This window comes from Parabacteroides timonensis (assembly GCF_900128505.1).
Lineage (GTDB): Bacteria > Bacteroidota > Bacteroidia > Bacteroidales > Tannerellaceae > Parabacteroides > Parabacteroides timonensis.
In genome coordinates this window covers 1,424,048-1,439,416 of sequence record NZ_LT669941.1, presented here as the reverse complement: position 1 = coordinate 1,439,416, position 15,369 = coordinate 1,424,048, and the positions used below count along the sequence as shown (strand labels likewise).

At 45.0% G+C, this 15,369-nt stretch carries 10 protein-coding genes and 2 tRNA genes; 10 read left to right on the top strand and 2 right to left on the bottom strand.

The window, feature by feature from the left end; all coding sequences use genetic code 11:
• The first annotated feature begins 33 nt into the window (after positions 1-33).
• The 10 genes from BQ7394_RS13545 (at position 34) to BQ7394_RS13500 (ending at position 14,566) form a co-directional block, all read left to right on the top strand.
• Positions 34-771: a cupin domain-containing protein gene (locus BQ7394_RS13545; protein WP_075557924.1), complete on the top strand. Its 738-nt coding sequence runs from the start codon at positions 34-36 to the stop codon at positions 769-771.
• Between the two features lie 37 nt (positions 772-808).
• On the top strand, positions 809-4,813 hold the full coding sequence (locus BQ7394_RS13540) for an SUMF1/EgtB/PvdO family nonheme iron enzyme (RefSeq protein ID WP_075557923.1): 4,005 nt from the start codon (positions 809-811) through the stop codon (positions 4,811-4,813).
• 225 nt (positions 4,814-5,038) lie between these two features.
• Positions 5,039-7,486, top strand: coding sequence for a cytochrome c biogenesis protein CcsA (ccsA, locus tag BQ7394_RS13535; RefSeq protein ID WP_075557922.1), 2,448 nt, complete (start codon positions 5,039-5,041; stop codon positions 7,484-7,486).
• A gap of 45 nt (positions 7,487-7,531) precedes the next feature.
• Positions 7,532-7,852 carry a VOC family protein gene (locus tag BQ7394_RS13530; RefSeq protein ID WP_075557921.1) on the top strand — a complete coding sequence of 107 codons (321 nt, stop codon included), beginning with the start codon at positions 7,532-7,534 and terminating at the stop codon, positions 7,850-7,852.
• Positions 7,853-7,888: 36 nt separating this feature from the next.
• Entirely contained in the window at positions 7,889-8,905 is a 1,017-nt protein-coding gene (locus BQ7394_RS13525; protein WP_075557920.1) for a dihydroxyacetone kinase subunit DhaK, read from the top strand.
• A gap of 9 nt (positions 8,906-8,914) precedes the next feature.
• Positions 8,915-9,529 carry a DAK2 domain-containing protein gene (locus tag BQ7394_RS13520; RefSeq protein WP_075557919.1) on the top strand — a complete coding sequence of 205 codons (615 nt, stop codon included), beginning with the start codon at positions 8,915-8,917 and terminating at the stop codon, positions 9,527-9,529.
• Between the two features lie 36 nt (positions 9,530-9,565).
• Complete coding sequence (lsrF, locus tag BQ7394_RS13515; RefSeq protein ID WP_075557918.1) at positions 9,566-10,438, top strand: 3-hydroxy-5-phosphonooxypentane-2,4-dione thiolase; 873 nt, start codon at positions 9,566-9,568, stop codon at positions 10,436-10,438.
• Between the two features lie 84 nt (positions 10,439-10,522).
• Positions 10,523-11,410, top strand: a complete 888-nt coding sequence (locus tag BQ7394_RS13510) for a beta-propeller domain-containing protein (RefSeq protein ID WP_075557917.1) — start codon at positions 10,523-10,525, stop codon at positions 11,408-11,410.
• A 174-nt stretch (positions 11,411-11,584) separates the two neighbouring features.
• A complete protein-coding gene (locus BQ7394_RS13505; protein ID WP_075557916.1) occupies positions 11,585-13,531 on the top strand; it encodes a sodium:solute symporter family protein in 1,947 nt (648 codons plus the stop codon).
• A 36-nt stretch (positions 13,532-13,567) separates the two neighbouring features.
• Complete coding sequence (locus BQ7394_RS13500; RefSeq protein ID WP_075557915.1) at positions 13,568-14,566, top strand: glycoside hydrolase family 130 protein; 999 nt, start codon at positions 13,568-13,570, stop codon at positions 14,564-14,566.
• Positions 14,567-14,738: 172 nt separating this feature from the next.
• Here BQ7394_RS13500 and BQ7394_RS13495 read toward each other — a convergent pair.
• Positions 14,739-14,821, bottom strand: a tRNA-Tyr gene (locus BQ7394_RS13495).
• A 97-nt stretch (positions 14,822-14,918) separates the two neighbouring features.
• A tRNA-Thr gene (locus tag BQ7394_RS13490) sits at positions 14,919-14,992 on the bottom strand.
• Positions 14,993-15,369: the final 377 nt, after the last annotated feature.

Sequence of the window (15,369 nt, the reverse complement as noted above, 5' to 3'; positions counted from 1 at the left end):
AAGCAAATATTACTAACATAAATTAAAAGCGAAATGAAAAAAGGATTAAGTATTAAAACAATGGCTGTAGGGCTTTTATTAAGTTCTATGGTGGCATGTACTGGCAACAAAACAAGTGACGCTACTTGTTGCAACGGAGAGGGCGGATGCACTGAACAATGCAAATGCGATAAAAATTCTAATTGTAAAACTAATAAAGAAATGACTTATTCTAAAAAGTACACAAACGCCGATTTCTATAAAGACGGCAAGTTCGATCAGGAAGTTGCTTTGAAAGCAATGAAAGACATGTTTGAATTCTACGGTGTTCCTTTCACCGACCTGATGGCTAAAGACATCTGGGTAACAGACTTCGGTTTGGGCGACTTCGAAAATGTAGGTATGGGGGGTATCTTCTGGATCAACGATGCAGAACACGGATACTTCGCTCACGCTATCTATCTGCTTCCGGGTCAGATGATCCCAGAACACGCTCACGTAAAAACCAAATTCCCGGCTAAACATGAAACATGGATGGTTGAAAAGGGATGGGCTTACAACTTCTCTGAAATTGGAGATGAAACTCCTAACGCTCCTGCAATTCCCGCTAGTCACGGTCCGATTAAGAGTAAGAACTTCACTATTCAGAAAGTGGGTGAAGTATTGCCTTTGAAGAAAATCGAATCATTCCACTTCTTGATGGCTGGTCCGGAAGGTGCTATTGTTGACGAATGGGCATGTTATCATGATAATGACGGTCTTCGTTTTACAAATCCGAAGGCTTCTCTGTAATCCAATTGTAGTTGTTAACACCTTATATTAAAGATACATGAATAAATATTTTTTATTAGTATCACTCTTCTTATCCTCCTCCCTTTTTGCTTCGGCAGCCCCGAAGCAAAAAAAGGTGGATACCTGGATTGATGCCTCCATCAAAGCCAAGACGGAACTGCGCAATGAGCTTCAAAAGGCCAATATGCCTGTCATTTCCACCTGGAAGAAGCACAAGGAAAAAGCAGAACCGTTTGCGGTTGATTTGAAAGGCGTGGATAAGCTGGTGCTTATTACTGCCGGTGGTCCGGACGGCTCTGATTACGACCAGGCTGTTTGGGGTAATGCCCGCTTAATTGCTGCCGACGGTTCTTCCGTATGGCTGGATGAAGTTCCTTTCGAATATGGTGTGGCTGGTTGGGCCAAACCAAAAATGAATGTGAATGCTTATGACCATGAGATCTTTATTGCTGGCAAAGAATACAAACATGGTGTATTCTGTCATGCAAATGGTACATTGGTTTATCCGATAAAAGGAAAATATGTTCGCTTTGAAGCTGAAGTAGGTATCGACGATACTTCTTCCGGTGGTAGTGTATATTTCCAGGCATTGAACGTAGTGCCTAAGTTCGTTGGCGACGAATTGATCGCTAAATATCCCGGACAGATCGGTATGTTGGGCGCAATGATGGACGGACTGGATACTTGGTTGATTACTCCCGATGCCTCTATCGAGAAGCAGGCGGTAGAATCATTAATCACCAAATTGAAAGACGGTTCATACTATAAAAGTGTTATCCAGCAGATCGCTGCCGAAAAGGATGTAAACACACAGATTCGTAAATATCTGGAGTTGTTTGAAAAGATTCAGGATGTTTATGCTGTGCAGAACGACCTCGAATGGTTGAACGTAGAAGCAATTAAACTTGCTTTTGCGGATATGAAAAAGCAGAAAGGTTTTGATGCTGCCAAATACGAACCGATGCTGAACGAGTTGGTACAACTCGAACAGAAAGGTTTCAGTGGTATTTACAAAGGCGACGAACAAGCATTGGCAAATGCTCGTAAGGCTTTGGGTAACAAAAAAGCTATCCTGTTGGGTAACCCGTTATTGGATGCAGACAAGATTGTAGCTGTTCGTTATAAGTTAGGTTCTACTGCCCGTCAGGCAATGGCTCCGGATCTGGGAACACAGGCTAATAACTGGAGTAACCAGGAATCTGCACGCCGTAGCGGTTTCAATGCAGAGATTGTCGAGCTGAGCGATCTGCGTGGCGACATGCAGATGAAGAGTATCTTCCGCCCCACAGTAGAAGATGCTTCTATTGCCGACCTGAGAATGCACTGGGATGCAGACCGTGTTATGTTCACGACATTGATGCCGGACAAACGTTGGAATGTATTCGAAGTAAAACTGGACGGAACCGGCTGCAAGCAGTTGGTTGAAAACGAAGAACCGGATCTGGAATTCTATGACGGTACATACCTGCCCGACGGACGTATTATCGCCAACTCTAACATCGGTTACCAGGGTGTACCTTGTGTTAGCGGTGATGACCCTGTTGGTAACATGGTTCTTTATACTCCGAAGGATAAGAATCTGCGTCGTTTGACATTCGACCAGGATGCCAACTGGAATCCGGTTGTAATGAACAACGGTCGTGTTATGTACACTCGTTGGGAGTATACCGATTTGACTCACTACTATTCCCGTATAGTAATGCACATGAACCCGGACGGAACAGAAAACAAAGCCCTTTATGGTAGCGGTGCTATGTTCCCGAACAGTACATTCGATATTCAACCGTTACCCGGACAAGGATCTGCATTTGTAGGTATCATTTCCGGTCACCACGGTGTTGCCCGTTCAGGACGTCTGATCGTATTCGATCCGAGCAAGGGACGTAAGAGCGTTGGCGGTATGGTACAGGAAATTCCTCACCGTAACCGTCCTATCCAGGAGTTGATCAAAGATGAACTGGTAAACGGCGTATGGCCGCAGTTCGTTAAACCGACAGCTTTGAGCGATAAATACTTCCTGGTTGCCGCTAAATTGGATCCGCAGTCATTGTGGGGACTTTATCTGGTGGACGTTTATGACAACGTTACTTGTTTGATGCAGGCAGAAGGTGAAGGTTATATCAGCCCGATCCTGGTGAAGAAAGCAAAAACTCCTCCGTCAATTCCTGACCGCGTTAAGCTGGATCAGAAAGAGGCTACTGTATTCATCCAGGATATCTATGAAGGCGAAGGTCTGCGTGGTATTCCTCGCGGAACAGTAAAAGAACTTCGTCTGCATGCTTACGAATATGCTTATGTGAAGACTCGTTCAGACCATAACTGGCATGGTATCCAAAGTGGTTGGGATATCAAACGTATCCTGGGTACTGTTCCTGTTGAAGAAGACGGTTCGGTTATCTTCAAGGTGCCGGCTAACACTCCGATCTCTATCCAGCCAATCGATAAGGATGGCGTAGCTATCCAGTGGATGCGTAGCTGGTTTACAGGTCAGCCGGGTGAAGTAGTCTCTTGTATCGGTTGTCACGAAGACCAGAACCAGATACCTATTCCTAAACGTGTGATCGCTTCTCAGAAAGCAGCTACTCCGTTGAAGGCTCCCGAAGGTGGTGTTCGCTCATTCACTTTCGACCTGGAAGTTCAGCCGATCCTCGATCGTGCTTGTATCGCTTGTCACAACGGTGAAGGCAAAGCATTCGACCTGCGTGGCGGTAAGAAAGATAAACTGGGTTATGGTACATCATATCTGAATATCCATCCGTACGTACACCGTCAGGGTGGTGAAGGTGATATGGTTGTTCTTCAGCCGTACGAATATCATCCTAACACAAGCGAACTGGTTCGTATCCTGAAGAAGGGGCACCACAACGTGAAGCTGACAGATGAAGAATGGTTGAAACTGTATAACTGGATCGACTATAACGCTCCTGATAAAGGTTACTTCGATGCTAACGTACTGGGTAAAGAAATCATTCCTTACCAGGGATTCGATCAGATCAAACGTCGTAAGGAACTGACTGACAAATATGCTAACGGCATGGGTGTAGACTGGAAGAAAGAAATCGCCGACTATGCCGATTATCTGAAAGCTCAAGGTCCGATCACTCCGGTAATGCCTGAAAAGTCTGCTCCTGTAAAAGAAAAGACATTGAAGGCTAAAGGCTGGCCGTTCGACAAGGCTGCTATCAAGGATATGCTTGCAAAAGAAACGAGCAACCGCAAAGAGGTTGAAATCGCTCCGGGTGTGAAGATTAACTTCGTTCGTATCCCTGCAGGTGAATTCGTAATGGGTAGCTATCGTGGCGAATCGGATGCTTATCCTACTGCCAAGGTGAAGATCGGTAAAGCATTCTGGATGGGTGAAATGGAAGTAACGAACGAACAGTTCAACGTTATCTATCCGGATCACGATAGTCGTTTCGTTGACCAGTTGTGGAAAGACCACGTGGTACAGGGTTATCCGGCTAACGAACCGAAACAACCGGTTATCCGTGTAAACTACAACGATGCTATGGAATATTGTAAGCAACTGAGCGAAAAAACAGGCTTGAACATTACGCTTCCTACCGAAGCACAATGGGAATGGGCTTGCCGCGCAGGTAGCGACAGTGATTTCTGGTATGGCGACATGAATACAGACTTTGGTAAATTCGAGAACCTGGCCGACAAGACTACTTTACTATTCGCAGTAAGTGGAGTAGACCCGAAACCGATGTCACCTAACTCTTATTGGTATAAGTATTATACTTACCTGCCTAAAGAAGAAGGTGTAGACGACGGTCAGTTGATCCAGACAGGTGACAAGGTTTACCAGGCTAACCCGTTCGGTTTGTATAACATGCACGGTAACGTTTCAGAATGGACTCGTTCAGATTATGTTCCTTATCCTTATAATGAAAAGGCTAAGGTCACTTCAGACCATAAAGTGGTTCGTGGTGGTTCATATATCGAACGTCCGAAGTTCTCTACCTCTTATGCACGTAAGGCGTACTATCCGTACCAGCGTGTATTTAACGTAGGCTTCCGTGTAATAATTGAAGACTAATCCACAAGATATGTCTAAAAGATAAAAATAGAAGATCAGACAGTTGTCCGGCTAGTTCCGGGCAACTGTTTATAAAAAAGCCCGGCAGTTTTAGTGGAGAAAGCGTACGTCTTTCAGGAAAAAAGCTTACGTTTTTTATCAGAATAAAGCAGCCTCTGATTGAATAGTAACAGGCTTGTAACAGAAATTCTTTATCTTTGGCGACATAACTTAATAAAACAACAAATGAAAGCAACTCTCGAAAGAATACTCTCTTCCTTTGTAACGACAATCGTTCTGTTACTCCTTTATGGTTTTGGTCTGGCAATCGCTACTTTTATAGAAAAGTACCATGGAACGCCGGCAGCCAAAGCAATGGTTTATTATTCCCCGTTATTCTTTCTGTTGCAATTCCTTTTAGTAGTTAATTTTATAGCCGTTCTTGTCAAATATCAATACATCAAACAACGCAGATGGGGACTGTTGATTGTTCATACCTCCTTTATTATCATCCTTTTGGGCGCACTTACCTCTTTCCAGTTTGGCGAAGAAGGTATCCTTCACCTTCGCGAAGGCGAAGCAACCGATCAGATAGCAGTCCGCTCGGGCGATCTGACCACTTTCCATACCTTACCGTTCACTGTTGAACTTGAGAAATTTACTTTGACCCGTTATCCCGGCTCTTCGAGTCCGTCTTCTTATGAAAGCGAAGTTTTGGTTCATGTAGATGGTACGACACGCCGCGAACGGATATTCATGAATAATATTTTAGATGTAAAAGGTTACCGCTTCTTCCAGGCTTCTTATGACCCGGATGAACGTGGAACCATCCTTTCTGTCAACCGTGATGTGGCAGGACGGAATATAACGTATACCGGTTATCTTTTGTTGGTGATCGGATTGGTTATTTCCCTTGTAGGGAAGAACACCCGCTTTATGAAACTGAGCCGTCGTATGAAAGAGTTGCGTTCGGTTACGAAGTCGGCTACGGTCGTATTGGTCTTATTGGCTCTCTCGGCAGTGTCCGCACAGGCAAAGGGGGAGGCTTCCCCCATGCTGGACGCCGTACAGAAATACAGGGTTACTCCGGAACATGCCGTTAAGTTCGGTTCGTTGCCCATACAATCGCGTAGCGGCCGTATGATGCCGGTCAATACATTCTCTTCGGAGATTCTTCGCAAGTTGCATAAAGCGGATAAGATCGGTAAGATGAATTCCGACCAGTTCCTCTTGAGTATGCTGGCTATGCCGGACATGTGGATGCGTGTTCCGTTTATTGCCCTTTCCAATAAGGAACTGGCTAATTACTATGACCTGACGGACGGCGAGTGTGCTTACCTTCAGGTGTTCGATAATAATGGAAACTATAAGTTACAGGAAAAGCTGGAAGAGGCCTACAACAAGATGCCGGCCGAACGCAACCGTTTCGATAAAGACCTGCTTAAACTGGACGAACAGATCAATATTTTCCACCAACTGATCAATCATCAGATGTTGAATCTTTTCCCGAAAGAAGACGATCCGAATCATACCTGGTATGCTCCGGGTGACGACCTGTCGTCTTTCTCCGGCAAAGACTCTCTGTTTGTATCCCGTATCATGGATTGGTATCTGGCCGAAGTGCAGGATGCATTGCAAACCGGTGACTGGTCGAAATCGGATGAAGTAGTCGATATGATCGCTACCTATCAGCAGGCCAAAAACAAAACACTGGATATCTCTCCGAAAAAGATAGAAACGGAGCTGAAATATAACAAGATGGATATATTCCGCTACTGTAAGATCGGTTACCTGATCCTGGGCGGATTGTTGCTCGTATTCTCATTTGTGATGCTGTTCAAGCAGAAGAAATGGATGACGGCAGGTATCTGGATATTGGGTATAGCTATCCTGGGTGTCTTCTTCTTCCACATGTTGGGGATGGGGATGCGTTGGTATATCGCCGGTTATGCACCGTGGAGCAACTCGTACGAGACCATGGTCTATGTGGCCTGGGCTACCGTATTAGCCGGTCTGTTGTTTGTTAAGCGCAGTACGGTGACCTTTGCGTTGGCTACCCTGTTCGGAGGCATTATCCTCTTTGTGTCGGGACTGAACTGGATGGATCCGGAGATCAACCCGTTGGTTCCGGTATTGAAATCGCCTTGGCTGATGTTCCATGTAGCGGTGATCGTGGCGGCTTATGGCTTCTTCGGTATCAGTTGCCTGATCGGACTGACAAACCTGGTGATGACAAGCATTGCAGGAAAGAAGAACACAGACTTGCTGAAAGCCCGCGTGAAAGAATTGACTATCGTCAACGAGATGTCGTTACTGGTCGGACTTACCTTGATGACGATCGGTACATTCCTCGGAGCAGTCTGGGCAAACGAATCATGGGGACGTTACTGGGGTTGGGACCCGAAAGAAACTTGGGCACTTATCACAATGGTTGTTTACGCGGTCGTAACGCACCTTCATCTGGTGAAACGCTGGTATAGCGACTGGTTATTCAACCTCTGCTCGGTAGTGGCTTTCTCCTCGGTATTGATGACTTTCTTCGGTGTGAATTATTTCCTGAGCGGTATGCACTCGTATGGACAGAACGATAATGTACATGGTATCTTCACTTATCTGTATATAGCCGGAGCGCTTGTTATCGTCCTCGGTATCTTGTCGCGGATCGGATATAATAAAACGAAGGATAAAGAATAAAATAGAATTAATTAAATAGTAGTTTAACATTAAATTTTAGTGATCATGAGAACATTTAATCATGTAGGTATTCTTACCAACGAAAACAAAGAAGGTGCTATGTTCAACGAAGGTTTGAACGTATGGTTAACGGATTACAGCAAGAGCCCTAATAAAATCGAATTCCTGAAATTTGATGATCCGGCTAAAAGTTGTTTACCTGATCTGGTAAAGACTAATGGTCACCTGGCTTACACTGTTCCTTCACTGGACGAAGCTCTGAAAGGTACTAAAGTGATCTTTGGCCCGGCTGTATGCGACGAACATCTGACTATCGCTTTCATCGAAGAAGAAGGCATCGCTATCGAATTAATGGAAATCAAATAATTTATAAACCTAAACAAAACAAGGAGGAAAAACACCATGTCAGAAATTAAGACTAAATTCATAAATGACCCCGAACAAGTAACTCCGGAATTACTGGAAGGTTATGTACTGGCTTATCCCGAACAGGTAAAACTGGCTGCTGAAAACATCGTTGTACGTGCCAATCCGAAAGGAGAAGACAAAGTTGCTATCGTTACTTTGGGCGGTTCTGGCCATGAACCCGCACTGAGTGGTTTCGTAGGCGACGGTATGTTGGATTGCTCCGTAGTAGGAGATATCTTTGCAGCTCCGGGTGCACAGCGTCTGTTCCAGGCTTTGCAGTTGATGAAACGTGAAGCCGGTATCCTGTTGGTTGTATTGAATCATTCAGGTGACGTGATGAGCGCAAACATGGCTTGCCAGTTGGCTGAACGTGTAGGTATCAAAGTAAAACAGATCCTGACTCACGATGATATCAGTGCCGGTATCGGTGCTCCGACTAACGATCGTCGCGGTCTGGCAGGTTGTGTACCTTTGTTCAAGATCCTGGGTGCTGCTGCCGACGAAGGTAAGTCTCTGGACGAACTGATCGAGATCGGTGAACGTTTTACAGCAAAGACAGCAACTCTGGCTGTGGCCATGCGTTCTTGTACACACCCGCAGAACAATGCAACTATCACCGACCTGCCTGACGGTGTTATGGAAATCGGTATGGGACAGCATGGTGAAGGTGGTGGCGGCCAGAAACCGTTGGTATCTGCCGATGCTACTGCTGCTGAAATGGTAGACCTATTATGTCAGCAACTGCAACCGAAAGCCGGCGACAAAATGATGCTTATCATCAACGGCGTAGGTGCAACTACCCACATGGAATTGAATATCATCTTCCGCAAAGCTTACAAAGAACTGGAAGCCCGTGGTATGGAAGTTGTATTCGGCCGTATCCAGGAAATCCTGACAGTACAGGAACAAGCCGGTTTCCAGATGATCATGGGTATTCTGGATGCAGATCATATTGACTATTTAAAGAACAAGAGTGCAAACGCACCTTATTGGACAACTATCGGTAAATAAACAAATAACATGAAACAATTGACAATCGAGGGCTTCCGTGCTATGCTGAATAACGCCTTAAAGCATATCAAAGCCCGTGAATACGAATTCTCTAAATTGGATGCGGTAATTGGTGACGGTGATCACGGACAAGCTATCGTAACTGCTTTCTCCGTAGTCGTTAAGGCTTCGGAAAAAGGTACGGAATTCAAATCTATGCTGAATGATATGGGATTTGGCGTAATGCTTGAAACAAGCGGATCGACAAGTACTTTGTTAGGCGCATTTTTCCTGGGTATGAGCGACAACGCTGCCGGAACCGAACTGGATGCGGCTGCTGTTAAGAAGATGTTCGCCGGAGGTCTTGCAAACGTGCAGAAACAGACACAGGCTAAGAAGGGTGATAAAACCATGATGGACGCCCTGATCCCGGCTATCGAAGCGATCGAAGCATCTTCTTCCGACGATATCAAGGAAATTATGACGGCGGGTGCTGAAGCAGCCCTGCGTGGTGCTGAACAAACCGTAAACATGAAAGCTAACTTCGGACGTGCCCGTAACTACGGCGAACGTTCTATCGGTTATGCCGATAGCGGTGCTACCTCCTGGAGCTGTATGTTCGCTTCTTTCGCAGAAGCATTATAATTGAGTAATTAACTTTTTAATTTAGAAAATAGAAAAATGGCAGATTTAGACGATTTGAGAGAAGGCAGTAACTTTGGGTTAGGTGTTGACTCTCAAAAACAAAGTTTCCATGTAAAGGGTGCTGAAAACCTTCCCTGGGGTATGAAAGATCGTTTGTCACGTATTTTCAACCCGAAAACAGGCAAAGCCGTTATGTTGGCTTTCGATCATGGTTTCATTATGGGCCCGACTTCCGGTCTGGAGCGTATCGACCTGAATATCGTACCGCTGGTAGAATATGCAGACTGTATCATGTGTACACGCGGTATCCTTCAGTCTACTATCCCGACAACTACAAATAAACCGATCTGTTTGCGTTCGGATGCCGGTACATCTATCCTGACAGAACTCAACGATAACGTAGTGATCGATATCGAAGACGCTATCCGTATGAACGTTTCAGCTATGGCTGTGATGTTGGCTATCGGCGACGAAGCACACGAAGCGAAAACGATCGCCAACTTGTTTGCTGCCGTAGATAAAGGATCTCGTTATGGTATCCCTGTAATGGGTGTGACTGCTGTTGGTAAACAAATGGCTCGCGATGCCCGCTACTTCGGTCTGGCTTCACGTATCTGTGCTGAAAACGGTGCAAACATCGTGAAGACTTACTATTGTGACGGTTTCGAAAAGGTAGTTGCTGCTTGTCCGGTTCCTGTGGTTATCGCAGGCGGTAAGAAGTTGCCTGAACTGGAAGCATTGGATCTGTGTTATAAAGCAATCAACGACGGTGCTGCCGGTGTCGATATGGGACGTAACGTATTCCAGTCTGAAAATCCGGTTGCTATGATCCAGGCTGTTCATGCAGTGGTTCATCAGGGATTGACTCCTCAGCAAGGATTTGAATTGTTCCAGGATTTATCAAAATAATCAAACTATAAACACCGAAGGGGCGGGGCTCTGCTCTGCCCCTCGTTGTATCTGAACATAACATAATACACACATTGAATTACCATGAAAAAAATATTCGCTTTACTGTGCTCCGCTCTTTTCTTGTTTGCAGCAACATCCTGCCAGCAAAAAGCTCAGAAGTTATTACTGGCCGGCTCGGGTTGGAATAAGATCGTTATTATCGACAAGAATACAAAACAGATCGAATGGGAACATCCCATACAAAAAGGTTGGGAGTGTAACTCGGCTGTGGCTACTCCGGACGGTAACATCCTGTTTGCTTATAAAAAAGGAGCAAAACTGATCACCCGCGATCAAAAAGAATTATGGAACATTCCGGCTCCGGATACTTGCGAAATGCAGACTGCACGTGTGTTGCCTGATGGTAACTATCTGTTGGCATGGTGTGGACATCCGGCTAAGATCATGGAAGTAAGCCCGAAGGGCGATATCCTTTCGGAAACGGTATATGAAACAGGTATCGAGAACCCGCATGCCCAGTTCCGCCAGGTGAACAAGAACAAGTCAGGTAACTACCTGATGCCTCTTTTCGCTACTTCTGAAGTACGTGAAATCTCTCCGGCCGGCGAACTGGTTAAAACAACCAAACTGGAAGGTACCCCGTATAGCACTGTATTGCTGAACAATGGTAACTACATGGTTGCTTGTGGCGACGGACATTCTTTGATGGAAGTAAACCTGGACAAAGGCGAAGTGGTTCGTAAGATCGGTGCAAACGATATCGACGGTGTTTCTTTGTTCTTCGTTGCTCAGTTGCTGCCCACATCTAACAACGGTCTGTATATCTGTAACTGGCAGGGACATGATCCGAGTGCTAAAGAATCGAACAATCCGCAATTAATGGAAATCGACGGTAACAACAAGGTTGTCTGGAGCCTGAATGACAATGATACATTCGGTATGATTTCTTCAATCAGTACAATCGATTAACGAGTTGACAGTTATAGCTTATATTGACAGTTGGCAATTGATAAGTAACAGTTTGTTTCATGAAAATGAATCTATTCGGCTGAAAGCCTAAATAACTGTCAACTGTCACTTGTCAACTGTCAACTATTTATATATCTTTGCTAAACGTTAAACCTAATAACAAAATTCAATATCATGAAATTGCAACCTATCGACATTTTCATCATTGCACTCTATCTGGTGGCGATGATCGTCATCGGTCTTGTACTGAAGAAAAAGGCGTCGAAAAACATGGACTCCTACTTTTTAGGAGGAAAAACATTACCTTTTTATATGTTAGGCTTGTCTAACGCATCCGGCCAGTTCGATATCTCGGGCACTATGTGGATGGTTACACTAGCCTTTATTTATGGAGTAAAAAGTGCCTGGGTTCCCTGGCTGTGGCCCGTATTTAACCAAATCTTCCTGATGGTTTATCTTTCTGTCTGGCTGAGAAGGTCGAATGTATTGACCGGAGCCGAATGGATACAGACACGCTTCGGAAAGAACCGGGGCTCCAATTTGTCGCATACAATTGTCGTTATCTATGCCCTGATCGGTGTACTGGGCTTCCTGAGTTACGGCTTTATCGGAGTAGGTAAGTTTATGGAGATATTCTTCCCCTGGGATTTTGTTTCCCAGTATGTTCCGTTCAATATTCCGGCCGAATATGTGCCGCATGCTTATGGTATATTCTTTACCGCTATTGCTACTATTTATGTGATGTTGGGCGGTATGTTGAGTATTGTGTGGACGGATGTGGTCCAGTTTGCTATTATGACGGTGGCAGGTATAACCATAGCCGTTATTGCTATGATGAAAGTAAGTCCGGAAACGATAGCCTCTATTGTGCCTGCCGGTTGGGATAGCCTGGTGCCCGGATGGACACTCGATATGAAATGGACGGATATATTCAGTGACGTCAACGAAAAGATCATGAACGACCAGTACGGTTTGTTCGGTATCTTTATTATGATGATGCTCTTTAAAGGTGTATTCAATAGTATGGCTGGTCCTGCGCCGAACTACGATATGCAGAAGATCCTTTCCTGCCGTAACGGTAAGGAAGCTGCCCTGATGAGTGGTTCCGTTCCTGTGATCCTATTAATACCGCGTTATCTGATGATCATGGGCTTTACGATCCTTGCCTTGGCCTTCTTTAAAGACCTGGATCTGACAACAAAAACAGGAGCGATCGACTTCGAGCTGATCCTTCCGAATGCGATCAACCAGTTCGTGCCTGTCGGTGTATGCGGTTTGCTGCTTGCCGGATTGCTTGCGGCGTTTATGTCGACATTCGCTTCTACGGCCAATGCGGCTCCGGCTTATATCGTGAACGATATTTATAAGAAATATATTAATCCGAATGCCAGCAATAAGACGATGATCCGTGCCAGTTACATTGTGACGGTTGGCGTTGTGGTAGTCAGTGTGGTGATCGGGTTCTTCGTAGAGAGTGTAAACTCTGTCCTGCAATGGATCACTTCGGCTCTGTACGGCGGATACATTGCTGCTAACTTATTGAAATGGCATTGGTGGCGTTTCAACGGGAACGGTTATTTCTGGGGAATGATTACCGGTATCCTGGCTGCTATGGTATGCCCGTTTATCTTCGATGGTTACACGATGGTGGATGGACACTTCGTAGAAAGAGTAGGAGAGTATGCCAACAATGCACCGATGTTGCCTTTGTTCTACTTCCCGGTGTTGCTGGTGGTATCGTTGATCGGTTGTATCGTGGGAACTTACTCGGCTCCTCCGGTGGATGACGAAACACTGGAACGCTTCTATATCACCGTACGCCCCTGGGGTTACTGGAAACCGGTTTACAATAAGGTCGTTGCCAAATATCCGCAGGTGAAAGCCAATAAGAACTTTAAACGCGATATGTTCAATGTCGCTATCGGTATCATCTGGCAGATGTGTCTGACCATCATTCCGATGTATATCGTGATCCGCGAAGGAATGCCGCTGCTTACCAGTGTCCTGATCCTGGCTATTACTACCTTGGTCTTGAAGAAGAACTGGTATGACAAGATGAGCAAGGACGAAGTGGAATATAATGCGTTGATGAAAGAGTTGAATCTGGATGAAAAGAGGTAATTTTGCATTGTCAATTATAAAATAAATCAACAAGAAATGGATAAACTGAAAATTGTAGGCGAACCGCTGCCTGATATGCCTTGGGAAGATCGCCCGGCTGATTGTAAGGATGTGATCTGGAGATATTCGCAGAACCCTGTAATTCCACGCGATATTCTCCCCACATCCAACAGTGTATTCAATAGCGCTGTCGTTCCGTTCAAGGGAGGTTATGCCGGTGTGTTCCGTTGCGACGATACAAACCGTCGTATGCGTCTGCATGTCGGTTTTAGTGCGGATGCTATTCACTGGAGTATCTCCGAGACAAAGCTCGAATTTGAGTGCGACGACAAAGAGATAGGAGAGTTCGTATACGCATACGACCCGCGTGTCTGCTTCATCGAAGACCGTTATTATGTTACCTGGTGTAACGGGTATCACGGCCCGACGATCGGTGTGGCTTATACATTCGATTTCGAAACATTCCATCAGCTGGAAAATGCATATCTGCCTTTCAACCGTAACGGTGTGATGTTCCCTCGTAAGATCAACGGTAACTATGCTATGTTGAGCCGTCCGAGCGATAACGGTCATACTCCGTTCGGTGATATCTTCTACAGCGAATCGCCTGATATGTGTTTCTGGGGAAAACATCGTCATGTAATGGCTCCGGCAGCGTTCGAAGATAGTGCCTGGCAGTGTATGAAGATCGGTGCAGGTCCTATTCCAATCGAGACATCGGAAGGTTGGCTGTTGATCTATCATGGCGTATTGCGTTCCTGCAACGGTTATGTATATAGCTTCGGTTCCGCACTGTTGGATCTGGATGAACCCTGGAAGGTGAAATTCCGTTCGGGTCCATACCTGTTGTCTCCGCAGAAAGATTATGAATGCATGGGAGATGTTCCTAACGTGGTATTCCCATGTGCTGCTTTGCATGATCCGGAGTCAGACCGTATCGCTATCTATTACGGATGTGCAGATACTGTAACTGGGCTTGCCTTCGGTCGTATCAGTGAAATCATTGAATTTACGAAGAAGACATCTATTGTATAATTCATTTCGGTATAACTGAAATAAGAATTACTTTTCAAATAAAGGATTTCCTGGGTCAAAGTACATTTCTTTGACTTTGGAAATCTTTCTTTTTTGTCTGGATGATAACCTTGTCCATACGTAACGTACCAAAACAAAAAAACCTCAGAAAATAAATTTCTGAGGTTCTCTGTGGGCAGTGATGGATTCGAACCACCGAAGTCGAAAGACAGCTGAGTTACAGTCAGCCCCATTTGGCCACTCTGGTAACTGCCCTAAAAAGTTGACAGTTGGTAATTGACAGTTGACAGATTTAAAACTGGAAAGTGACATTAACTGTCAACTGTCAACTTTCCACTGTCAACTCTTTTTGAGCCTCTTGTCGGATTCGAACCAACGACCCCGAGATTACAAATCACGTGCTCTGGCCAACTGAGCTAAAGAGGCATTCAGTATTTCTGTTTTGCGAGTGCAAAGGTAGTGATTATTTTAAACCGTGCAATAGTAGTGGCCGTTTTTTTCTGTGTTTTTTCTCTTGTTCCGTTTCAAAAACAATCTATCTGTCTGATTTGTAGTTGAAAAAGAATGTTTATTTTTTTTCATAAAATAGCAAGTGTGAAAATAAATTCTTATTTTGGCAATTCATATAATATTCACTTAATCTATAAATCTATTATCATGAGTATTAACAGAAGACAATTCCTAAGAAGATCGCTAGCCGGAAGTGCTGCTATCGTTGTAGGTAAAGAGCTGGGAGCATCTACTCCGGCTGCAGTAGGAGTTTTACCGCTTCAGGGCGAAGATACCAGTCCGCCCGCCAGGGG

Excerpts from the sequence above, each read along its gene's own strand:
- BQ7394_RS13545 (WP_075557924.1), top strand. The coding sequence starts at position 34 with ATGAAAAAAGGATTAAGTATTAAAACAATGGCTGTAGGGCTTTTATTA.
- BQ7394_RS13540 (WP_075557923.1), top strand. The coding sequence starts at position 809 with ATGAATAAATATTTTTTATTAGTATCACTCTTCTTATCCTCCTCCCTT.
- ccsA (WP_075557922.1), top strand. The coding sequence starts at position 5,039 with ATGAAAGCAACTCTCGAAAGAATACTCTCTTCCTTTGTAACGACAATC.
- BQ7394_RS13530 (WP_075557921.1), top strand. The coding sequence starts at position 7,532 with ATGAGAACATTTAATCATGTAGGTATTCTTACCAACGAAAACAAAGAA.
- BQ7394_RS13525 (WP_075557920.1), top strand. The coding sequence starts at position 7,889 with ATGTCAGAAATTAAGACTAAATTCATAAATGACCCCGAACAAGTAACT.
- BQ7394_RS13520 (WP_075557919.1), top strand. The coding sequence starts at position 8,915 with ATGAAACAATTGACAATCGAGGGCTTCCGTGCTATGCTGAATAACGCC.
- lsrF (WP_075557918.1), top strand. The coding sequence starts at position 9,566 with ATGGCAGATTTAGACGATTTGAGAGAAGGCAGTAACTTTGGGTTAGGT.
- BQ7394_RS13510 (WP_075557917.1), top strand. The coding sequence starts at position 10,523 with ATGAAAAAAATATTCGCTTTACTGTGCTCCGCTCTTTTCTTGTTTGCA.
- BQ7394_RS13505 (WP_075557916.1), top strand. The coding sequence starts at position 11,585 with ATGAAATTGCAACCTATCGACATTTTCATCATTGCACTCTATCTGGTG.
- BQ7394_RS13500 (WP_075557915.1), top strand. The coding sequence starts at position 13,568 with ATGGATAAACTGAAAATTGTAGGCGAACCGCTGCCTGATATGCCTTGG.